The organism is Streptomyces sp. BL1, assembly GCF_057628045.1.
In genome coordinates this window covers 6,804,029-6,823,922 of record NZ_JBXYWZ010000002.1, presented here as the reverse complement: position 1 = coordinate 6,823,922, position 19,894 = coordinate 6,804,029, and the positions used below count along the sequence as shown (strand labels likewise).

Here is a 19,894-nt window from a genome sequence, read left to right as displayed (position 1 = left end):
GCCGTTGACGGTGTCCGGCCGCGCAGACGCGCGTGCCCGCTGCGTTCCGGCGAGGGTGACAACCGGTGTGCGGGCACCGTCAGTTGGTGTGCTGTGACGTGCGGCGGTCATGGTGGCGGCGGGCCCCAGTGAGGGCCGCTCCGTAGAGGGTGAGGATCAGGGCCAGGAGGGCGTAGTACGTCGCGGGGAGGGCGGTCATGCCGAGGAGGGTGCCCAGGGGTGAGAGGGGGAGGAGGATCCCTGTGGTGGCCAGGCCGGCCACCGCGAGGCGGATGGGGGTGGGGGTGCGGCGGTCCGCGGATTCGCGGACGGACCCCTGGGTGCCTCCCTTTGTGGCTCCGCGCATGAGGAGTCGGGCGCCGACCCCCCTGGCTCCGTGTTTCGGGGTTGAGGTGCCGGCCTCCACTGCACCGTGGTCGAGGGGGCCGGCCTCGGCCGTGCCGCGTGTGGTGCGGAGGAGGATCATGACCATGGCCTGGGTGAGGAGGTTCTCCGTGAACCAGCCTGCGTGGAAGGCGTGTTGGCCTCCCGTACCGGAGACGCCGTGCACGGCGAGCGCCAGGAGCGCGAACGTGGCCAGGTCGGCGGTGGCGTTCAGGAGGCCGAAGCCGGTGATGAAGCGCAGCAGGGCGCGCGGGTGGAGAACGGTGGGGCAGCGCAGGGCCGTGGGGGCCGGGCGGTCGAAGGCGAAGGCCAACTGGGCCGCGTCGAAGCACAGGTTCTGCACGAGGACCTGCGTGGGGAACATCGGCAGGAACGGCAGCAGCAGCCCGGCGACGAGCATCGCGATCACGTTGCCGACGTTGGAGGAGAGCGAGATCCGCAGATAGGTCGCGATGTTGGCGCTGCTGCGGCGGCCCGTGGTGACGGCCTCACCGATGGCCGTCAGGTCCTTCGCGGCGAGCACCACGTCGGCGGCATCGCGGGTGACGGGCGCGGCGCCGCGCGGCGCGAGGCCGATGTCGGCCGCCTGGACGGCGGGCAGGTCGTTGACGCCGTCGCCGAGGAAGCCCGTGGTGTGGCCCCGGGAGCGCAGGGCGGCGACGATACGGGCCTTGTGTTCCGGGGTGCAGCGGGCGAACAGCGTGGTACGGGCGGCGAGTTCGGCCAGCGCGGTGTCGCCGAGTGTGTCGATGTGGTCGCCGGTCACGGCGGCGTCGCCGTCACCCGCCTCCGATCCGACGTCCAACCCCAGGTCGCGGCATACCCGCGCCGCCGTGCCGGGGTGGTCGCCTGTGAGGACCTTGACCGTGATGCCGCGTTGGGCGAGGTCGGTGAGGGCTTCGGTGGCGGTGGGGGTGAGGGCGTCTCGGAGGCCGGTGAAGCCGCGGAAGGTGAGGCCGTGTTCGTCGGCGGGCCCGTACGGGGTGAGGCGCGCGGGGCGTTCGGCGAGGGCGACGGCGAGCAGGCGCAGCCCGTCGTCGGCCAGGGCGGTGGCGCGGCGGCGCAGCGTTTCCCGTGCGGCATCGTCGAGTTCGACCCGCTCGCCGTCGGCGCCCCGTACGTGCGTACAGCGGTCCAGTACGTCCTCCGCCGCGCCCTTCACGACGAGCGTGTGCCGGCCGGGGCGGTCCGGGCGGCTGACGACGGCGCACGAGCTGCGGCGTACGGGGTCGAAGGGCAGCGCGCTCACACCGTCGCACGCCCAGGGGTCGGAGTCGGGGGTCGCAGGCGCGCCGCCGGCGTCGACGGCGGAGAGGCCCGCCGAACCGGGGGAACCCCCAACCCCGTCAACGGAACCCGCCGCTTCACCGAGCGCGCCACCCGCGCCGACGGCAGCGGCGCCCGCCACGCCTGACGAACCGTCCAGCCCACCAACGGAATCGACCGTCCCATCGCCCGCCTCCCCCAACACCCCACCCGGCTCCGTAGCCGCCAGCAGCGCTTCGTCCAGGGCGTCCGGGGCGGGGAGTTCGGCGAGGTGGAGGGTCCAGAAGCTGTTGACCGCGGCCCAGTGGGCCACGTGCGGGTCGGGGCGGCCCAACGGGTCGAGGGAGCAGTCGAGGACGGGGGTGCCCTGGCTGAGGGTGCCGGTCTTGTCGGTGCACAGGACGTCGACCGCGCCGAGGTCGTGCAGCGCGGGCAGCCGTTTCACGATGACGTCGCCGCCGCGGGCGAGGAGCGCCGCGCCGCGGGCCAGTGCGGTGGTGACGACGACGGGCAGCATTTCGGGGGTGAGGCCGACGGCGACCGCGACGGCGAACGGCAGGGTTTCCAGGCCGCGTCCGCGCAGTGCGGCGTTGGCCAGCAGGACGAGGGGCGGGGTGAGCAGCATGAAGCGGATGAGGATCCAGGCGATGCCGTTCACCGACCGGTCGAAGGCGCCGGGCCGCAGGTGGCGTGCGGTGGTGTCGCGGTAGGCGCCGGCGAACCGGGTGTCCGCGCCGGTGGCGACGACGACGGCCGTACCGCTGCCGGAGGCGACACTGCTGCCCTGGAAACAGAGGTGCGGCTGGTCGAAGAGGCCGGTGTCCGGGTCGCCGGGTCCGTCGGCGGGGTGTTTGGCGACAGGCGCGGACTCCCCGGAGAGCGCGGCCTGTTCGACGCGCAGTCCGGTGGCGCGGAGCAGGCGTACGTCGGCCGGTACGAGGTCGCCGGGGCCGAGCCGGAGGACGTCGCCGGGTACGAGCTGGTCGACGGGGAGTTCGCGGGTCTCGGGCGGCATGCCCGGTGAGGTGCGCCGTTGCGCGGTGGCGGTGGTGGCGACGAGTTCGCGGAGGGCCGCCGTGGACCGGTCGGCGCGGTGTTCGCCGCCGGCGCGCAGTACGCAGCTGACGCCCACCAGTACGGCGATCACGCAGGCCGTCCCCCAGGAGGCGATGAGGGCGGAGACGAGGCCGAGGGCGAGCAGTACGGAGGTGAACGGGTCGCGCAGGCCGCGCAGAAGGCGGCGCGGCCAGCGGGCGGAACGCTGTGCGGGCAGCACGTTCTCGCCGTACCGGACGAGGCGTTCGTCGGCCTCGGTCTCGGTCAGTCCGCGCGGTCCGCTGTCGAGCCGGCGGAGGGTTTCGAGGAGCGATTCGCGCGCGGTGCGGTGTACGGGGCCGCGGTCGGGTGCGGGGGCGGGGGCGGGCGGTGCGCCGCCCGTACGGGTGCCGTCTGCCGTACGGGTGGTGCCGGTGACTGCCGTGCCCGTGTCAGGCGACGGTGCCACTGGCGCTCCCCCGCGACGGCGCGTGTGACGGGTCCGCGGGCTGTGCGGCGCGGTCGGTCATGCGGTCGACGAGCAGCTGCACCACGTTGACCACGTCCGGATCGTCGACGAGGTAGACGACACGGCGGCCCTCGCGGCGGGAGCGGACGAGTCCGGCGAGCTTCAGTTTCGCCAGGTGCTGGCTGACGGCGGGGAGCGCGCCGCCGACGCGTTCGGCGAGGTGGCTCACGTCGCTCTCGCCCCGCGCCAGGGCCCAGACGATGTGCAGCCGTGCCGGGGAGGCCAGCAGGCCGAAGGCCGCGGCGGTCTCCGCGAGTACCTCCGCCGGCGGGTCGCCGTAGTCGCTCGCGTCCACCGCGGCCCCTCACTCTCCCGTTCGTCCGTTTTCGCGGGACCCAGTGTAGGCGTGGGAGTTGAGCCCTTCGGGCGTCGGGAACGGTCATACACCTGCTAACTTCTACACTGTTGTAGATATCCGCCCGAGCGAACCGGGAGTACGCCATGGCCCTGTGGGACCGCCTCAAGGAATCCGCCCAGTCGATGCAGAGTCAACTGGAGGCGAAGAAGAACGACTTGAAGAGCGGCGCGTTCCGCGACTCCAGCATGGCCATGTGCGCCCTGGTCGCCGCCGCCGACGGCAGCATCGACCCGACGGAGCGGCAGCGGGTCGCGCAGCTGATCACCGCCAACGAGGTGCTGCAGAACTTCCCCGCCGACGATCTGCGGCAGCGCTTCGAGGAGTACCTGGGCAAGCTCATCGCCGACTACGACTTCGGCAAGGTGAGCGTCCTCCAGGAGGTCGCGAAGGTGAAGAAGAAGCCGACCGAGGCGCGCGCCGTGATCCAGATCGGCATCGTGATCGGCGGCGCGGACGGCGACTTCGACGCCACGGAGCGCGGCGTGGTCCGCGAGGCCTGCCACGCCCTCGACCTCCCGCCCGCCGAGTTCGACGTCTGACTCGACGGCTGGCGTACGACCGGGAAGCGGGCGACGACCGGGGCCCCGTGCACCCACCCGCAACGCCCCACCGCCCGGCCGGAGTTCCCGTACGTACGGACAGCCGTCGCCCGCCCCGGACCTGAAAGCCCCGGGGCGGGCCGGGCCCCGTCACCACACGGTGTAGCCGCCGTCCACGACCAGATCCGTGCCCGTGCAGTAGCTCGCGGCGTCGGAGGCCAGGAAGAGGACGGCGGGCGCGATCTCGCGCGGCGCGCCGACCCGGCCCTGCGGGGTGTTGTCCAGCCAGGCCCGGCGCCACTCCTCGTTGCCCATGCCGCGCTGGGTGAGCTCCGTGCCGACGTAGCCGGGCGAGACCGAGTTGACCCGTACGCCGCGGCCCGACCACTCCCCCGCCAGCGATTTCGTGAGGTGGATGACGCCGGCCTTGGACGCGTTGTAAGCGGACTGCGGCTGCGGGTGGTTGGCGATGTGGCCGCTCATGCTGCCGGTGTTGACGATGCTGCCCGAGCCCTGGCGGAGCATGATGCGGCCGGCGGCGCGACAGCAGTAGAACACTCCGTCGAGGTTGACCGACAGCACGCGCCGCCACTCGTCGTCGTCCAGGTCCTCGCTCGGCTTGTTCTGTACGACGCCCGCGTTGTTGACGGCGATGTCCAACGAGCCCGCTGTGGTGGCCACATGGGTGAAGGCGGCGTCGACGCTCGCCGAGTCGGTGACGTCGGCGGCGACGAACTCCACGCCCAGCCGGTCCGACGTCGCCTTGCCGGCGTCCTCGTTGCGGTCGCAGATGAACACCCGGGCCCCGGCATCGCGCAGCACGGTGACGATGGCCTCACCGATGCCCTGCGCGCCGCCGGTCACCAGCGCGGTCCTGCCGTCGAGCGTGAACAGGTCGTTCATGCGGTCTCCGTTGGTTGTCGTGCGGCCCGGGAGAATCGGACCGTACGGCGACCCTCCCCACGCGGCAGCCCCGACACGCGCCGGTACGTGGCCCGTTCACGGAGACCCCCGCGCCCCGGGCCCGGGGCCGTTACGCGTCGTCGGCCGCGTACACCCGCTCGCCGCCCACGTACGTCTGCAGCACGCGCGCCTCCGCGATCGACTCCGGCGGCCCCGCGAACAGGTCCCGGTCCAGCACGGTCAGGTCGGCGAGGTGACCGGCGCGGAGGGTGCCGGTGTCGTCGGCGTGGTTCACGTACGCGCTGCCCGCCGTGTACGCGGCGAGCGCCGAGCCGAGGTCGAGGCACTGTTCGGGCAGGAAAGCGGGAGCGTCGGCGCCGGGGATGCGGCGAGTGACGGCGACCTGCAGCGCGGCGAGCGGGTCGGGGCTGCTGACGGGCCAGTCGCTGCCGGCCGCGAGGGTCGCGCCGGTACGCAGCAGATCGCCGAACGGGTACTGCTGCGCGGTCCGTTCGGGCCCGAGGAAGGGGATGGTGAGGTCGTCCATCTGCGGTTCGTGGGCCGCCCACAGGGTCTGCATGTTCGCCGTCGCCCCGAGTCGGCGGAAGCGGGGTACGTCGTCGGGGTGGACGATCTGGAGATGGGCGAGGTGCGGGCGGGTGTCCGTCCAGCCGTTGGCACCGCGCGCGGCCTCGACCGCGTCGAGGGCTTCGCGGACCGCGCGGTCGCCGAGGGCGTGGAAGTGGACCTGGAAGCCCTCCGCGTCGAGGCGGGTGACGGCCTCGCACAGCGCGGCCGGCTCGACGAAGGAGATGCCGCTGTTGTCGGAGGCGCAGCCGCAGCCCGTGAGGTAGGGGCCGAGGAGTGCCGCGGTGTGGTTCTCCGCGATGCCGTCCTGCATGATCTTCACGGTGTGCACGCGCAGCCGGCCGCCTGCCAAGTCCTTCGCCTTGGCGGCGAGTTCCGGGATCTGCTCGGGGCCGCGGGCCCGGTCCCACCACAGCGCACCGTTCACGCGCGCGGTGAGCAGACCGTCGCGTACGGCCGCCGCGTACGCGGGTGACGGGTCGCTCATGCCGCCGAGCTTCCCGAGCAGCGCGTCCTGCCAGGAGGTCACCCCGTACGAGTGGAGCAGTTCCTGGGCGCGGAGCAGCCCCGCGGTCTGCTCGGCGAGGGTGGGTTCGGGGATCAGGGAGGCGACGAGGCTCATGGCGCCCTCCTGCAACGTGCCGGTGGGGACGCCGTGTTCGTCGCGTTCGACGCGGCCGTCGGCCGGGTCGGAGGTGCCGGCGGTGACGCCGGCCAGGTCGAGGGCGCGGGAGTTGGCCCAGCCGCCGTGGTGGTCGCGGTTGACGAGGTAGACGGGCCGGTCCGGCACGAGCGCGTCGAGGAACTCCCGGGTGGGGGTGCCTCCCGGGAACGCCTCCATGGACCAGCCGCCGCCGGTGATCCACGGCAGGTGCGGGTTCGCGTCGGCGTACGTACGGATGCGTTCGCGGTACGCGTCGGCGGTGACGGCGCCGGACAGATCGCACTGGCCCATCTCGACGCCGCCGCCGACAGGGTGGATGTGCGCGTCCTGGAACCCGGGGAGCAGCAACCGGCCGCGCAGGTCGACGACTTCGGTGCTCGGGCCGATGAGGTCGCGCACCTCGTCGTGGCCGACGGCGACGATGCGTTCGCCGCGTACGGCCAGGCTGCTCGCGCGGCTGCGGGCCGCGTCGGCGGTGTGCACCGGGCCGCCGGTGAGGACGAGGTCGGCGGGACGGTCGTGCTGCATGAGGGGACCTCCGGTAGGGGACTTTCCGAACGGGGCGTCGGGGGCGGGCAATTCAGCGGACAGGGCAGCGGCGGGGAGCGCCCGGACAGCTGACGCGGGCCCGAAAAAGGCTCACCGCCTCAGCCTCCCGCTTGAAGCTCAGCCCTCCCGTTTGAAGAACTCCGCGAGGAGGCGGGCCGTCGCGGCGGGGGCCTCTTCGGGGACGTAGTGGTCGCAGGGGAGGGCCTGGCCCGTCACGTCGTCGGCGTATTCGCGCCACGCTTCGAGAACGTCGTAGTGGCCGCCGACGAAGCCGTGTTCGCCCCACAGGGCCAGCAGCGGGCTCGTCACACGGTGGCCGCGCGCCGCGTCCGCGTCGTCGTGGATCAGGTCGATGCTCGCGGCGGCCCGGTAGTCCTCGCACGAGGCGTGGATGGCGGCCGGGTCGGAGAAGCAGCGCACGTACTCGTCCATCGCCTCGGGCGCGAAGGGGGTGCCGCCGTGGTGTCGGGAGCCCATCCGCGCGCGGATCCAGAACTCCGGGTCCTGGCCGATGAGATGTTCGGGGATGCCGTCGCCGGTGGCGAGGAAGTACCAGTGCCAGTAGCCGAGTCCGAAGGCCGCGTCCGCGTGCCGGAAGGCGTGCCGGGTCGGCACGATGTCGAGCACGGCCAGCGCCGAGACGGCCTCCGGGTGGTCGAGGGCGAGCCGGTGGGCGACGCGGCCGCCGCGGTCGTGTCCGGCGACGGCGAACCGTTCGAAGCCCAGTTCGCGCATCACCAGCAGCTGGTCGCGGGCCATGGCGCGCTTCGCGTACGGGGCGTGGTCCGCGTCCGACTCCGGCTTGTCGCTGTCGCCGTAGCCGCGCAGGTCGGCGAGGACCACGGTGTGCTCCGCGGCCAGCAGCGGCGCCACGTGGTGCCAGATGACATGGGTCTGCGGATAGCCGTGCAACAGCAGCACGGGCGGCCCGTCCCCCGCGACGCGCACGTTGATACGGACATCGCCGGCGGTCACGGTGCGGCGGGCGAACTCGGGCGGCAGCAGTTCCGTCATGCTCCGATCCCAGCACCGGCACCGCGCCCCGTCCAAGTCCCGTTACCGACAATCCTTATAGGCTGCGCTTATCGAGGCTGCGCTTGTCGAGCACCGGCTCGTCGAGGCCGCGCTCACCGAAGACTGCGCGGCACGCGGCGGCCGGTACGCGGCAGCCGGTACACGGCGGCGCGTGGGAAGGCGGGACCGTGGACGTCAGACAGCTGGAGTACTTCCTCGCCGTGGTGGACCACGGCGGCTTCAACCGCGCCGCCTCCGCGCTCTATCTCTCCCAGCCCTCGCTCTCCCAGTCGGTGCGCTCCCTCGAACGGGACCTGGGCAGCGAGCTGTTCCACCGCATCGGAAGGAGAGCAGTGCTCACCGAGGCGGGCACCGCTCTCATCGAGCCGGCGCGGACCGCCGTCCGCAGCCTGGAACTGGCCCGGGCGAGCGTCGAGTCGGTGCACGGACTGCGGAGCGGCCAGGTGGACATCGCCGTCATGCCCACCCAGTCCATCGAACCGCTCACCGGCATGATCCGCCGCTTCGCCGAACGGCACCCGCAGGTGACGCTCTCCGTCCAGGCGGCCTTCACCCCGCGGGACGTGACGGAGCGGGTGCGTACGGGGGTGGCCGAGCTGGGCCTCATCGCCTCGCCCACGCCGTTGGAGAGTGCCGAGGTGGCCGTCTATCCCGTGGTGGAGCAGCAGTTCGTGCTGCTCGCGCCGCCCGGCGGGCCCTTCCGGCGGGGCGAGACGGTGCGGCATGGGCAGTTGAGCGGGCAGCGGCTGATCGTCGGGCAGCACGGTACGGGCATGCGCAAGTTCGTGGACGATCTGCGGGCCTCCGGGGTGGACTGCTCCATCGCGGTGGAGACCGAACACCGGGTGGCGATCCTGCCGTTGGTGCTGGGCGGCGTGGGGCTGGCCGTGGTCACCGACTCCTGGCGGGAGTTCGCGGAGCAGGCGGGCGCCCTCGTGCTGACGGTCGAGCCGACGACAAGCCTGCACATCGCGCTGGTCACCCGGCACACCGCGCTCACCCCGGCGGCAACCGCGTTCCTCGCCTCCGCGAGGGAGCCCGCGTCGACCCGGGACCCGGACCCGGCCGACCTCCCGACTCCCTGAGCGCCTCCTCCCGAGCGCCGCCCACGGCTCTGAGCGATGCGGACCGGCGCACCGCCGCCCCGAGCAGGGCCGTTCCCCGCCACACCCGCACCGCCCGCTCCCTCCCCCGCCCCTTCGCCGCCGGCCGCCCGACCGCCCGATCACGGCCGCCCGACCGGCCGACCCGCTCCCCCACCGATAACCCCCGCCTATAAGCCACATGGGATCTGGGACTTGGACGCGGTCCACCGCGCATTGCTGCAATTCCCGTATGACGACGACCCACCGCATAGCCCTGATCCCCGGCGACGGCATCGGTACCGAGGTGCTGCCGCCCGCCTGCCGCGTGCTGGACACCGTCGGTGCCCGGCACGGGGTGTCCTTCTCGTACGAGAGTTTCGACTGGTCCTGTGAGCGCTATCTGCGCGAGGGCGCGATGATGCCCGAGGACGGGCTCGACCGGCTGCGCGGCTTCGATTCGGTGCTGCTGGGAGCCGTCGGCTATCCCGGCGTTCCGGATCATGTGTCGCTGTGGGGGCTGCTCATTCCGATCCGCCGCACGTTCCGCCAGTACGTCAACGTGCGGCCCATCCGCGTCTTCGACGGCATCGAGAGCCCGCTGCGGAACGCGGCGGCGGGCGAGGTCGACTTCGTCGTCGTACGGGAGAACGTCGAGGGCGAGTACAGCGAGATCGGCGGCCGGCTCAACCGCGGTTTCCCCGAGGAAATGGCCGTACAGGAGGCCGTGTTCACCCGGCAGGGCGTGACGCGGGTGGTGGATCACGCCTTCGGTCTCGCCGCACGGCGCGGCGGGCGGCTGACGTCCGCCACGAAGTCCAACGGCATCGTGCACACGATGCCGTTCTGGGACGAGCTGGTGGCCGAACGTGCGGCACACCACCCGGATGTGACGTGGGATCAGGAGCACATCGACGCGCTGGCCGCCAAGTTCGTGCTGGACCCGGCGCGGTTCGACGTGGTCGTGGGGTCCAATCTGTTCGGCGACATCCTCTCCGACCTGGCGGCCGCCGTGGCGGGCAGCATCGGCATCGCCCCGTCGGCGAACCTCAATCCGGAACGCGACCACCCGTCCATGTTCGAGCCGGTGCACGGTTCGGCGCCGGACATCGCCGGGCAGGGCGTCGCCAATCCGCTCGGCGCGATCTGGTCGGCGGCCATGATGCTCGACCACCTCGGCCACCCGGAGGCGGCGGCCGACGTCACCGCCGCGATGCGCACGGTCCTCGCCGAGACCCCGGTCCGCACACCCGACCTCGGCGGCTCCGCCACCACCACAACCTTCACCGACGAACTCCTCACCCGCCTCTGACCTATGACAGCCCGTCACCCTGCTCCGGCGCACCCCACCCGCACACGTGGAACCTCGCCGGCGCTACGCGCTCAGTTCGGCGATGAGGGTGCGGTAGGTGTCGAAGGCGGGCTTGGGGGTGTAGTCGTCGTGGAGGAGGCCGAAGCGGTCGAAGGTGCCGTCGCCGGCACTGTTCGCGTCGCGGAGACTGAACAGCGAGTAGCCGGTGAGGTGGAGGGATTCGCGGAGCCCGTGCAGGGTGCGGACGATCTCGTCGATGACGGCTGCCTGCCGCTGTTCGGTGCGCCCGGGGCCGGTGGGCCAGCCGTTCTCGCAGACGCGTACGGGTACGTCGGGCCCGATGCCCGCCTGCGCGAGGCTGTCCTCCCGGAACGCCCGGACGACCGCGGCCACCACCTCCGCCAGCTGCCCGTCGGGCACGGGCCGGAAGACGTCCGGGAAGAAGTCGAGCCCGACGTAGTCCAGCGCCCGGTGGAAGCGGTCGTCGGCGAGCGCGCCGAGGTCGCGCCAGAAGGTGTCGGCAGGGTCGAAGGCGAGGACGGCGTTGAAGCCGACGGCGACGTCGTGGCCGTGGGCGCGCGCCTCCTCCTTGGCGGCGATCACGCCCTCGACGAGGGCCTGGAGCACGTTGGGCGTGGACCCGTCGAGCACGGGGAGGTCGGCGTTCGGCTCCTCGCACAGCTGCAGTGACGCCAGCCTGTGCCCTTCCGTACGCACGGTCTCGCGGACGAAGTCCAGCCAGCCGTCGAGGGCGCCCGTCGGCTCACGGTAGTTGAGCACCAGGTCGAGCCGCCGCCCCTCACCCAGCAGCCGCTCCGGGCGGGCCGGGGTGGGCGGCGAGTCGGCGGGGACGGTGGCGGCGAACGGCCGGTACGCGCGCACCAGCAGCGGCGCCGCGGCCTGCCCCTGGAGCTGCCGCAGCGCGTCGGTGATCCGCTCCGGGTCGTCCGGCGTGACGGGGTGGACGGCGCCGGTGTCGGAGCCCAGGAGCGCGCCGGGATACACGCCGAAGGTGAAGGTCATACGGCCCACCCTAGCCGAAATTCTTGGGGTGACTCCAATTTTTCATCTCGCCCATTTTCCCGCCCGACCCCTCCCCCGGGAGCCCGAAGCCCCGAAGCCTCCCCGGCGTCGGGTCGCCACGCCCCACCCCTGACACCCCGTCACCTCCTTCTCGGGGAAGACTGGAAGGGAGCCCGGAAACGGAGGACGCATGCTTGCTTCGGGCGCGTAACGACGATACAAATCACATAGCTTTGTTGCAGCGTGCCGTTGGGGCTGACGGCGCGGCGCACCCCGTCTCGCGCGCCTCGGAGGGCACGATGAGCGACACCGGAACGGAACCCGAACTGTCCGAGCAGGCACCGGAGTTCATGCGCTCACTCCTCGGCGCCACCGCACTGGCCGCTGCCGGGGCGAACGTCATCATGGAGCTGGCGCAACTGCCCGTCGGTCACGGCGTCGCGCTCAGCAAGGTCGAGAGTGGCCGTGCCGATCTGCACCCCCTCAAGCGCGGCCGGACCACCCTCAGTTACATCATGATCGCGATGTTCGGCACCGACCACGAACGGGTCGTCATGCGCGAGGAGATCAACGGCCAGCACCGGCAGGTACGTTCGGAGCCCGGCGCGCCCGTCCGCTACAACGCGCTCGACCGGGACCTCCAACTGTGGGTCGCCGCCTGCCTGTACGTCGGCATGGACGACGTGGCGGAGATGATGTACGGGCCGCTGCCGCCAGGCGCGAAGGACCGCCTCTACCGCGAGTGCTCCCGCCTGGCCACCACCCTCCAGGTGCCCGCGGACATGTGGCCGGCGGACCGCGCCGCCTTCGAGGCGTACTGGAACGAGGGCCTGAAGAAGGTCGAGTTCGACGAGACCACCCGTACGTATCTGTACGACCAGATCGCCTCGTTCGGCATCCTCCCCTTCCCCCTGAACCGGCTCCTCGGCCCGCTGCACCGGCTCATCACGGCCGGCTTCCTCCGCCCGCCGTTCCGCGACGGCATGGGCCTGGCCTGGAACAGGCGCCGCGCGTTCGCGTTCCGCGCCCTGATGGGGACGGTCGCCCGTACGAGCCGCTTTCTGCCGCGCCCCGCCCGCGAGTTCCCCTGGAATCTGTGCCTGTGGGACGCGCGGCGGCGCATCCGCCGGGGCACACCGTTCGTGTGAGGAGCTGCGGGGTACAGATGCGCGTGAGGCGGCTCCGGGGGCAGCGGCGGCGCGCCGCCGGATCACACCGACCCGTCCATATGTCTTGACATGAAATGCGGCCGCCGCACAGACTCACTGACGCACCGCAGCAAGCACTGTCCAGTGAGAGGGATTTCCGTGCCCGTCCAGCCGCTGGCGCTCCACCATGTCACCGTGCTCGTCACCGATGTCGAGAAGTCCGCGGACTTCTACACGCGCCTGCTCGGCCTGGCGCGGCTCCCCGGACGCCCCTCGGACCTCGGGCCCGGCGCCTGGCTCGCGGCGGGAAACCAGCAGCTGCACCTGTCGCTCGGCACTCCGCCCGCTGCCGGCGGCCAGCATTTCGCGCTCCAGGTCGCCGACTTGGACGCGGCGTCCGACGAACTGCGCGGCGAGGGCGTCAAGGTGAGCGCGCCGGTGCGGATCGCCTCCGCGCGCCAGGCGTTCCTCTCCGACCCGGACGGCAACGCGATCGAACTGCACGAGGCGGGGGCCGCGACCTGAGCCGGCGGCCGGAGGCGAGAAGAGGGTACGGCGGCGGGGCGGCCCGTCACTTCCCGGCGTCCTGGACCTGATCGGCGCCCTGCCTCTGATCCTGCCCCGCGTCCTGGCCCTGACCGGCATCCTGGCCCTCGCCCTGGCCTGAGGTCTCCCCGTCGGGATCCTCCGTGCCGCCGTTGTCGTCCGGCTTTTCGACGTCGTTCTTCAGCCGGTCCGTGGTGTTGCCCAGCGTGGTCCCGCTCCCCGGCTCGTTCTTGACGACCGCGGAGATCGGCTTGCCCTGCTGCTGCTCGAAGACTCCGGCCCCCACGAACGGGATGACCAGACCGATCAGGAAGACCAGCAGCGTCAGCCGCACATCGGTCTGGACGAGCAGCACCGTCACCGCCATCAGGGCGCCCGTGCCGGTGAGTCCGGCGAACGTCCCCGTGTCGCCGTAGCGCGCGAGGAACCATGTCGCCGCGGCCCCGATCAGCGCCTCAACCATCCAGCTGAGCAGGATCTTCCCCATCGCGACCCCCGCAGACGCCCTACGCGGCACGGTACTCCGCGGCGCGGTGCCCGTACCCCGCCACGACCAGGGGACTTCACGGGGCGGCGGGCCCCGTCAGACGGTGGCGCCCGCCTTCCACGCGTACTCGAACTCGTGGAGTTCGAAGCCCTGTTGGAAGCGGGCCACGCCCTCGCCCGTACGACGCGCCCCGTGCCGCTCGTAGAAGGCGATGGCGCGGGTGTTGTCGCGCAGGACCTCCAGGAAGACGTCCCGGCCGGGGTGTTCGTCCGCGGCCCAGGCGAGCGAGTGCCGCAGCAGCAGTCCGCCGATGCCGCTGCCCGTACGTCCCGGCCGGGCGTGCAGGTTCTCCAGGAGGATCCGGCCGTCCTCGGCCGGCGCGAGATAGGCGAAGCCCTCGATCGTCTCCCCGTCCACCGCCAGGAACAGGCCCGCGCCGTCCTGCGGTTGGGCGAGCCGGCCCCGCCAGACGGCCAGCCGGTCCTCGTCGAGCGGCCCTTCGAGGAAACTCGGCGGCATCATTCCCGCGTACGCGGTGCGCCAGCTCTCGGCGTGCAACGCGGCGATCTGCTCCGCATCGTCCCGGGTACCTGTTCTGATCTGCATGCCGCCGAGCGTCTCCGATCACACGGACGTTGTCACTTTCACACGCCAACCATCGCTGCCGCCGCCCCGTAAGGCCCCGCGCCAGGCGTCCCGCCTCACGCGTCATGTGTCCCGCGTCAGGCGTCCTGCGGATACCAGCGGAGCTCGACGGTGTTCCCGTCCGGGTCCTCCACGTACAGCGACTGGGCATTGCCGCGTGCCCCGAACCGCTCGCCCGGCCCGTCGAGCACGGTGAACTCGCCGGAGTCGACGACCTTTTGCCAGTCCAGGGGCTCGACGACGAGACAGATGTGGTCGACGTTCGACCCGCTCGCCGCCTCCCCCTCCTGCCGCGCCGCACGATCGGGCTTCCGCTCCACAAGGTCGATGATCGTCGTATCGCTGATCCGCACGGACGCGAACGGCACCTTTCCCGCCCGCCACTCGTCGACCCGGACGGGCTCCAGCCCGAGCGGCCCGCAGTAGAACGCGAGAGCACGCTCGGTGTCGGCGACGTTGAGCACGAGATGGTCGAAGTCGATCACACGCATGAACTCTCCCCGGAAAATCGCCACTTCACAGGACCGGTCCCAGACCTTACCGGCGGCCTCCGACACTCGGCGCCGGCCGGCGCCGCGCCGCAGGTCACATGCCGTCCAGGGCCTTCTCCAGGCCGCGGAGGACCGCCGTGCGCCAGCCGCCGCCCATGATCGTGCGGGCCTTCTGCTGCAGCGGGTCGTCCGGGTCGAAGCCCTCGTGGGCGAGAAACAGGCGGGTGCCGGTGCCCTCCGGCTCCAGCGTCCAGGTGATCGTCCAGTCCACGTCGGCACCGCTCGAAGGGTCGGCGTCCTGCCAGCCGATGCGGAGCATCCGCCGCGGGGTGAAGCCGAGGACCTCCGCCCGGACGGCGCCGGAGAACCCGGTCGCGGGGACGGCCTGCGCCTGGAGGGTGTAGCGGTGGCCGGTCTCCAGGCGGAAGTCGCCGGGCATGAACCACCGCGCGATCAGCTCGGGTTCGGTCAGCGCGCGCCAGACCTTCTCCGGCGGGTGCGGCAGGAACTGGTCGACGTGGACGGCGGTCCGGTCGTCATCGGTCATGGTGCCTCGTCATCCTTCTCGCGCCCGGCGTCGCGGGGCGCACCGGTGCCGTACGTGTCGTGGGGGTCGTCGTCCATGTCGTCGAGCACGTCCCGGAGCCCGGTGAGCTTGCCGCGCCAGAACCGCTCGAAGGGGCTGAGCCAGTCGTGCACTCCCGACAGGGGTCCCGCCTCCAGCCGGTACAGCCGCTGCCGGCCGGCTTTGCGCTCGCTGACCAGGCCCGCGTCCCGCAGCACCCGCAGATGCTCGGAGAGGCTGGGCCGGGCCATGTCGAAGCGGCTCGCCAACTCGGCGACGGGCTGCGGCCCTTCGTCCCGCAGCCGGCGCAGCACCTCACGGCGTGCGGGGCTGGCGAGCGCGGCGAAGATCCGGTCGTGCTCGCGGTCGTGCGCGCTGTTCATGACCCTGAATATACGTAGGGGATTCCCTACCTGTCATCTGGATCTTGAGTCGGCGGCCACGGAGTGATTTGCCTCGTTCGCGGGGGTACGCGCCGCCTGTGGATACGTTGCCGGAGCTCCGGACGGCCGGCGATTTCGAACGAGAGGGTGAGCAGTGATGGCCATCGGTGCGCAGGACGCGGCAGCTGAGGTGTCCGTACAGCTCAGCGGGTGCGAGAAGGAAGACGCGCGGGCTCTGTTCACCGCGCTGGGCAGTGCGTTCGCCTGCGACAGGGAGCCGTCGGAGGTGGCGAGGGCCGCGGGCGGCGGGCATCCCACCGTGTGGTCGTCGGTCTTCGACGTCTCGCAGTCGCGCGGAGAGCCGGGCACCGCCGTGCTGCACGGCTCCATGACCGCGGACGTCCAGGGCACGCCGGGTTCCGTGGCCAAGCTGAAGAAGACGCTCGGCGAGGTGGTCTCGGTCCGCGTGGAGAGCCTGGCGGCCGGCGATCAGGAGCAGGAGGTCCGGCTGCGGCTGGAGAACCGCTGACCGTTCCCCGCCCCGGACCGGCGGCCGGCTGCACGGCAGGGTCCCGCACCGCTGCACCGCGGTGAGGGGCCCTGCCGTGTGGAACGGGGAGACGGGGCGCGTACGGTCAGCGCTCCCGGCCGGCGCCCGCCGTCGCGACGGGCCGGCCATCGGCCTCATCGGCCTGCTCGCCCGGCTGGTCCGTCTGCTCGCCGGACGCCATGTCCGGCGTCCCTTCCGTCTCCGTCGCCGGCCGCGCGGGCGACTGCGGCGGGGTCAGGCCCTGTTCGGCGGCCATCTCCTTGGCGATGCGGGGCGCGGTCCAGAGCGTCGGGAGCATGAGGAAGCCGACGGGGACCGCGGTGACGACGATGAAGGACTGCAGCGCGGTGATGCCGCCGTCGCCGACGACGATCAGTACGGCCGCCGCAGCACCCATCAGCAGGCCCCAGAACGCCCGTACGCCGACGGTCGGTTCGCCGGACTTCGTGCCCGCCGCGGCGATGCTGTACGACATCGAGTCGGTCGTCGTGACGACGAACGTGAGCGTGAGCAGCAGGAGGGCGATGCCGATGACGCCGCCGAAGGGGAACTGGTCGGCGATGGAGACGACCGCCGCGTTGATGCCGGAGGACTTCAGCGGCCCGGAGATGGAGCCGGGGTCCTGCTGCTCGAAGAAGATGCCGGTGCCGCCGAACACGGTGAACCAGACCATCGTCGCGACCGGCGCCACCAGCGAGGAGGAGACGACGAGGTCGCGCAGGGTGCGGCCGCGGGAGATCCGGGCCACGAAGATCGCCATGAGCGGGGCGTAGCCGAGGAACCAGCCGAAGTAGAAGACGGTCCACTGGTTGAGCCAGGCGTGGTCGGTGCGGTTGAGCGCGAGCGGAATGAAGTCCCGTGCGTACTGGCCGAATCCGCCGAGGAACGAGTCCATGACGAAGCCGACGGAGCCGAGCGCCAGGAAGGCGGCCATCAGGGCCACGGCGAGCCAGATGTTCAGCCGGCTGAAGAACTGGATGCCCCGGTCGATGCCGGTGATGACCGACAGTACGGCGATGGCGGTGAGCACGAGGATGACGGACAGCTGCACGGGGTAGCCGTCGGGGATTCCGAAGACGTGCGACAGCCCGTACGAGACCTGGAGTCCGAGGAAGCCGATCGGCCCCACCGTGCCGGCGACCACGGCGATGATGCAGATGATGTCGACGACGGCGCCCAGCTTGGAGTGCCGGATGCGCTCGCCCATCAGCGGGTGGAGCAGCGTACGGGGGCGCAGGGGCATGCCCTTGTCCCGGCCGCGCATCATGACGATGGTGCCGAGGGTGCCGAGGACGGCCCAGGCGAGGAAGCCCCAGTGGGCGAAGCTCTGCGCGAGCGCGTCGCTGCCCGCCTCCTGCGAGCCGGGGGTGACGCCCTTGTAGAGGGGCGGCGTTTCGGCGAAGTGCTGCACCGGTTCACCGGCGGCGAAGAAGACGCCGCCGCCCGCGAGCAGGGTGCACATGACCATGGCGAGCCACTGGAAGCGGCCGTACTCGGGGCGGTCCGTGCCGCCGAGCCGGACCTTGCCGTACCGGGAGAAGCCCAGGAAGAGGGCGACGCCGAACGTGGCGAGCAGCAGCACCTGCCACAGCGGGCCGAACCAGCGTGCCGCGGCGCCGGAGGCGGCGGTGACGGCCTCCCCTGTGGCGGTGGGTGCGACAAGGGCGGCGATGACGAACGCGGCGAGCAGTCCGCCGCCGACCGCCAGTACGGGCAGGTCGGTGCGGCGTCTGCCGTCCCCTGCGGGGGCGGGTGCCGGATCGTGTGCTTCGTCGTCGTCCGGGGCCTCCGCGTCGGTGACGGCGGGGGCTTCAGGGCTGGGCATGGTGTTCCTCGGGTCGTACGGGCGCGCCGCCGGCACAACCGCAGGGCACACCATCGAGCCCAGGACGTCGGCATGCGCACAGGGGCCGGTCCATGTCGCTGCGGTGCTTCGGTTCTGCGGACGGCCGCCGTGTGCGCTGGTCGGAGGGGAGCTTGCTAGGTGTGACCCGATTCGGTCAAATTTTCCCCAACTCTCCGCCCGTGCGGCCGGCCCGCCGCTCACCCCCTGCGAGCTGCCCTTTCGTCAGTCCGTGAGAGTGCCCTCTCAGGCGAACAGGTCGTCCGCGGGCGGGAGTCCGGCGGGGGCGTCGCGGCGGAGGTAGTGCTCCGTGGCGAGCAGACGGGCGCGGGTCTCCTCGGGGAGGGCCGTGAGCATCGAGACACCGGCGCCGCGTTCGATCTCGGAGACGTGCGCGTGCAGGGCGTCCCATTTGCGGTCCGCCCAGGCGGCGACGTCGAGGACGGTGCCGAGCTGCTCGTCGGGTACGCCGGGGACGGGTGTGCCGTGCGCGGCGCCGAACAGGCCGCGCCAGAGCGGTTCGGCGAGAGAACGGGGGAACGTCACCAGCTGGAGGGAGCGGGGCCGCCACGGCTCCCCCGCCTCCGGGTACAGCTGGTCGTGTCCGGCGGCCTCGACGGCGAGGGCCGTGACACGGTGCGCGTGAACGTGGTCCTCGTGCCCGTACCCGCCGTAGCCGTCGTACGTGATCACGACATCGGGCCGGAACTCCCTGATGTGGGCGACGAGTTGACCCACCGCCTCGTCCAGCGGGACGTCGAGGAAGCGCGGGGCGCCGGGCGCGGACTCCGGCACGCGCGCGTCGGCGTGGCCGAGGAGCCGCGGCTTCCCCGCGCCGAGGATCTCCAGGGAGCGCGCCAGTTCGCCGACCCGCCGGGTGCCCTCGGCCCAGGTGCAGGTGACGACGGCCGTTCTGGCCCCGGCTTCGGCGTAGCGCGCGAGGGTGCCGCCGGTCCACAGGGCCTCGTCGTCGGGGTGTGCGTGGACGCACATCAGGCTGGGCTCGGCCACGGTTCCTCCTCCTGGGAATACCTGCACGGCTCGTCGCGTCCGCACCTTAGCGGGACTTGAACGCATGCCCGGGTGGGCGGGGCCCGCCCCTTCCGGGGGACGTTCCGAACCCGCTATCGAAACGTTTGCGTTTCGATTCGGAGTGTCCTAGCCTCTACGAAGAGAACGAAACCGTTTCGGTTCTCTCGTCAGTTTCGCTTCTCCTCAGCACAGCCCTCTTCGCACACCCCCAGGTCAGCAAGGAAGAAATGCCCTCTGCCATGCCCGCTTCCGTACCTCCCCCGGCCGACGAGCCGCGCTGCGGCGCGCGCCGCACCCGGCTCACCGCGGAGCGCGAGAGCGAGCTGTTCACCGCCGTCCTGGACCTGGTCCGGGAGGACGGGTACGAGGCGATGACCATGGACGCCGTGGCCACGAGGTCGCGGTGCAGCAAGGCCACCCTCTACCGGCAGTGGCAGGGCAAGCCCGGCCTCGTGTCGGCGGCCCTGCGGCACATGCGGCCCTTCACCCTCGACGGCCTGGACACCGGATCCCTCCGCGGCGACCTGTACGAACTGGCGCGAAGAATCGGCGGGGTGAAGAAGGACATCGACCTGATGCGCGGCATCGTCCTCGCCATCCGCAAGGACGCGGAGCTCGAGAAGGCCATGCACGCGGCGCTCGTCCAGCCCGAGATCGACGTGATGAACGCGATGCTGGAACGGGCCGTCGCACGCGGGGAGACCGAGCCGGACAATCCGGCCGCCGCGTTCCTCCCGCACATGTTCAGCGGAGCCGTCTTCTCCCGGCCGATGCTGGAGGGACGCGAAGCGGACGCCGCATATCTGACGCGCTATCTGGACGCCGTCGTCCTGCCGGTGCTGCTGCGGAACACCGCCTCGTAACGCGCCACGGCCTCCCGGCCGTACGGAACGCCCCGCGACGACGCGGGGACGGACGTACGCCACGGGGCCGTACC

Annotated in this window: 20 protein-coding genes; 7 read left to right on the top strand and 13 right to left on the bottom strand. The window is 72.0% G+C overall.

Annotated features, from left to right (window positions below; all coding sequences use genetic code 11):
- Positions 1 to 79: 79 nt before the first annotated feature.
- Positions 80 to 3,154, bottom strand: coding sequence for an HAD-IC family P-type ATPase (locus AC3AGO_RS29890; protein ID WP_487823374.1), 3,075 nt, complete (start codon positions 3,152 to 3,154; stop codon positions 80 to 82).
- Positions 3,138 to 3,509: an ArsR/SmtB family transcription factor gene (locus AC3AGO_RS29885; protein ID WP_487823373.1), complete on the bottom strand. Its 372-nt coding sequence runs from the start codon at positions 3,507 to 3,509 to the stop codon at positions 3,138 to 3,140. Before AC3AGO_RS29885 ends, AC3AGO_RS29890 begins: the two co-directional genes overlap by 17 nt.
- Before the next feature lie 146 nt (positions 3,510 to 3,655).
- Here AC3AGO_RS29885 and AC3AGO_RS29880 point away from each other — a divergent pair, with 146 nt between their 5' ends.
- Entirely contained in the window at positions 3,656 to 4,111 is a 456-nt protein-coding gene (locus AC3AGO_RS29880; protein ID WP_487823372.1) for a tellurite resistance TerB family protein, read from the top strand.
- 150 nt (positions 4,112 to 4,261) lie between these two features.
- On the opposite strand, the gene AC3AGO_RS29875 is transcribed toward AC3AGO_RS29880, so the two are convergent.
- The 3 genes from AC3AGO_RS29875 to AC3AGO_RS29865 form a co-directional block, all read right to left on the bottom strand.
- Complete coding sequence (locus AC3AGO_RS29875) at positions 4,262 to 5,014, bottom strand: SDR family NAD(P)-dependent oxidoreductase (RefSeq protein WP_487823371.1); 753 nt, start codon at positions 5,012 to 5,014, stop codon at positions 4,262 to 4,264.
- A 130-nt stretch (positions 5,015 to 5,144) separates the two neighbouring features.
- Entirely contained in the window at positions 5,145 to 6,794 is a 1,650-nt protein-coding gene (locus tag AC3AGO_RS29870) for an amidohydrolase (protein WP_487823370.1), read from the bottom strand.
- 138 nt (positions 6,795 to 6,932) lie between these two features.
- Positions 6,933 to 7,829 (bottom strand): alpha/beta fold hydrolase, encoded by an 897-nt coding sequence (locus AC3AGO_RS29865; RefSeq protein ID WP_487823369.1) that lies wholly within the window; start codon positions 7,827 to 7,829, stop codon positions 6,933 to 6,935.
- A 188-nt stretch (positions 7,830 to 8,017) separates the two neighbouring features.
- Here AC3AGO_RS29865 and AC3AGO_RS29860 point away from each other — a divergent pair, with 188 nt between their 5' ends.
- Both AC3AGO_RS29860 and AC3AGO_RS29855 read left to right on the top strand, forming a co-directional pair.
- Complete coding sequence (locus tag AC3AGO_RS29860) at positions 8,018 to 8,935, top strand: LysR family transcriptional regulator (protein ID WP_487823368.1); 918 nt, start codon at positions 8,018 to 8,020, stop codon at positions 8,933 to 8,935.
- A 250-nt stretch (positions 8,936 to 9,185) separates the two neighbouring features.
- Positions 9,186 to 10,244, top strand: a complete 1,059-nt coding sequence (locus AC3AGO_RS29855) for a tartrate dehydrogenase (RefSeq protein WP_487823367.1) — start codon at positions 9,186 to 9,188, stop codon at positions 10,242 to 10,244.
- 63 nt (positions 10,245 to 10,307) lie between these two features.
- On the opposite strand, the gene AC3AGO_RS29850 is transcribed toward AC3AGO_RS29855, so the two are convergent.
- On the bottom strand, positions 10,308 to 11,267 hold the full coding sequence (locus tag AC3AGO_RS29850; RefSeq protein WP_487823366.1) for a hypothetical protein: 960 nt from the start codon (positions 11,265 to 11,267) through the stop codon (positions 10,308 to 10,310).
- Positions 11,268 to 11,566: 299 nt separating this feature from the next.
- Between AC3AGO_RS29850 and AC3AGO_RS29845 the strand changes: the two genes are divergently transcribed.
- Positions 11,567 to 12,415 (top strand): oxygenase MpaB family protein, encoded by an 849-nt coding sequence (locus tag AC3AGO_RS29845; RefSeq protein WP_487823365.1) that lies wholly within the window; start codon positions 11,567 to 11,569, stop codon positions 12,413 to 12,415.
- 159 nt (positions 12,416 to 12,574) lie between these two features.
- On the top strand, positions 12,575 to 12,940 hold the full coding sequence (locus tag AC3AGO_RS29840; RefSeq protein ID WP_487823364.1) for a VOC family protein: 366 nt from the start codon (positions 12,575 to 12,577) through the stop codon (positions 12,938 to 12,940).
- A 46-nt stretch (positions 12,941 to 12,986) separates the two neighbouring features.
- On the opposite strand, the gene AC3AGO_RS29835 is transcribed toward AC3AGO_RS29840, so the two are convergent.
- From AC3AGO_RS29835 to AC3AGO_RS29815, 5 genes are all read right to left on the bottom strand, one after another.
- The gene (locus tag AC3AGO_RS29835) at positions 12,987 to 13,448 is read right to left on the bottom strand and encodes a hypothetical protein (RefSeq protein ID WP_487823363.1); all 462 of its coding nucleotides are present in this window, start codon (positions 13,446 to 13,448) and stop codon (positions 12,987 to 12,989) included.
- A 96-nt stretch (positions 13,449 to 13,544) separates the two neighbouring features.
- A complete protein-coding gene (locus tag AC3AGO_RS29830; RefSeq protein WP_487823362.1) occupies positions 13,545 to 14,054 on the bottom strand; it encodes an N-acetyltransferase family protein in 510 nt (169 codons plus the stop codon).
- A gap of 116 nt (positions 14,055 to 14,170) precedes the next feature.
- Entirely contained in the window at positions 14,171 to 14,584 is a 414-nt protein-coding gene (locus AC3AGO_RS29825; protein ID WP_487823361.1) for a VOC family protein, read from the bottom strand.
- A 94-nt stretch (positions 14,585 to 14,678) separates the two neighbouring features.
- Positions 14,679 to 15,131, bottom strand: coding sequence for an SRPBCC family protein (locus tag AC3AGO_RS29820; protein WP_487823360.1), 453 nt, complete (start codon positions 15,129 to 15,131; stop codon positions 14,679 to 14,681).
- Complete coding sequence (locus tag AC3AGO_RS29815) at positions 15,128 to 15,532, bottom strand: ArsR/SmtB family transcription factor (RefSeq protein ID WP_487823359.1); 405 nt, start codon at positions 15,530 to 15,532, stop codon at positions 15,128 to 15,130. The genes AC3AGO_RS29820 and AC3AGO_RS29815 overlap by 4 nt, the downstream gene beginning before the upstream one ends.
- Positions 15,533 to 15,689: 157 nt before the next feature.
- Here AC3AGO_RS29815 and AC3AGO_RS29810 point away from each other — a divergent pair, with 157 nt between their 5' ends.
- Positions 15,690 to 16,061 carry a hypothetical protein gene (locus AC3AGO_RS29810; RefSeq protein WP_487823358.1) on the top strand — a complete coding sequence of 124 codons (372 nt, stop codon included), beginning with the start codon at positions 15,690 to 15,692 and terminating at the stop codon, positions 16,059 to 16,061.
- A 106-nt stretch (positions 16,062 to 16,167) separates the two neighbouring features.
- On the opposite strand, the gene AC3AGO_RS29805 is transcribed toward AC3AGO_RS29810, so the two are convergent.
- Complete coding sequence (locus AC3AGO_RS29805) at positions 16,168 to 17,907, bottom strand: BCCT family transporter (protein WP_487823357.1); 1,740 nt, start codon at positions 17,905 to 17,907, stop codon at positions 16,168 to 16,170.
- Between the two features lie 264 nt (positions 17,908 to 18,171).
- Complete coding sequence (locus AC3AGO_RS29800; RefSeq protein ID WP_487823356.1) at positions 18,172 to 18,936, bottom strand: PIG-L family deacetylase; 765 nt, start codon at positions 18,934 to 18,936, stop codon at positions 18,172 to 18,174.
- A 260-nt stretch (positions 18,937 to 19,196) separates the two neighbouring features.
- On the opposite strand from AC3AGO_RS29800, the gene AC3AGO_RS29795 reads away from it, so the two are divergent.
- On the top strand, positions 19,197 to 19,820 hold the full coding sequence (locus tag AC3AGO_RS29795; RefSeq protein WP_487823355.1) for a TetR/AcrR family transcriptional regulator: 624 nt from the start codon (positions 19,197 to 19,199) through the stop codon (positions 19,818 to 19,820).
- Positions 19,821 to 19,894 lie beyond the last annotated feature (74 nt).

Excerpts from the sequence above, each read along its gene's own strand:
- AC3AGO_RS29865 (WP_487823369.1), bottom strand. The coding sequence starts at position 7,829 with ATGACGGAACTGCTGCCGCCCGAGTTCGCCCGCCGCACCGTGACCGCC.
- AC3AGO_RS29875 (WP_487823371.1), bottom strand. The coding sequence starts at position 5,014 with ATGAACGACCTGTTCACGCTCGACGGCAGGACCGCGCTGGTGACCGGC.
- AC3AGO_RS29825 (WP_487823361.1), bottom strand. The coding sequence starts at position 14,584 with ATGCGTGTGATCGACTTCGACCATCTCGTGCTCAACGTCGCCGACACC.
- AC3AGO_RS29880 (WP_487823372.1), top strand. The coding sequence starts at position 3,656 with ATGGCCCTGTGGGACCGCCTCAAGGAATCCGCCCAGTCGATGCAGAGT.
- AC3AGO_RS29845 (WP_487823365.1), top strand. The coding sequence starts at position 11,567 with ATGAGCGACACCGGAACGGAACCCGAACTGTCCGAGCAGGCACCGGAG.
- AC3AGO_RS29805 (WP_487823357.1), bottom strand. The coding sequence starts at position 17,907 with ATGCCCAGCCCTGAAGCCCCCGCCGTCACCGACGCGGAGGCCCCGGAC.
- AC3AGO_RS29795 (WP_487823355.1), top strand. The coding sequence starts at position 19,197 with ATGCCCGCTTCCGTACCTCCCCCGGCCGACGAGCCGCGCTGCGGCGCG.
- AC3AGO_RS29870 (WP_487823370.1), bottom strand. The coding sequence starts at position 6,794 with ATGCAGCACGACCGTCCCGCCGACCTCGTCCTCACCGGCGGCCCGGTG.
- AC3AGO_RS29850 (WP_487823366.1), bottom strand. The coding sequence starts at position 11,267 with ATGACCTTCACCTTCGGCGTGTATCCCGGCGCGCTCCTGGGCTCCGAC.
- AC3AGO_RS29815 (WP_487823359.1), bottom strand. The coding sequence starts at position 15,532 with ATGAACAGCGCGCACGACCGCGAGCACGACCGGATCTTCGCCGCGCTC.
- AC3AGO_RS29830 (WP_487823362.1), bottom strand. The coding sequence starts at position 14,054 with ATGCAGATCAGAACAGGTACCCGGGACGATGCGGAGCAGATCGCCGCG.
- AC3AGO_RS29855 (WP_487823367.1), top strand. The coding sequence starts at position 9,186 with ATGACGACGACCCACCGCATAGCCCTGATCCCCGGCGACGGCATCGGT.
- AC3AGO_RS29820 (WP_487823360.1), bottom strand. The coding sequence starts at position 15,131 with ATGACCGATGACGACCGGACCGCCGTCCACGTCGACCAGTTCCTGCCG.
- AC3AGO_RS29835 (WP_487823363.1), bottom strand. The coding sequence starts at position 13,448 with ATGGGGAAGATCCTGCTCAGCTGGATGGTTGAGGCGCTGATCGGGGCC.
- AC3AGO_RS29810 (WP_487823358.1), top strand. The coding sequence starts at position 15,690 with ATGGCCATCGGTGCGCAGGACGCGGCAGCTGAGGTGTCCGTACAGCTC.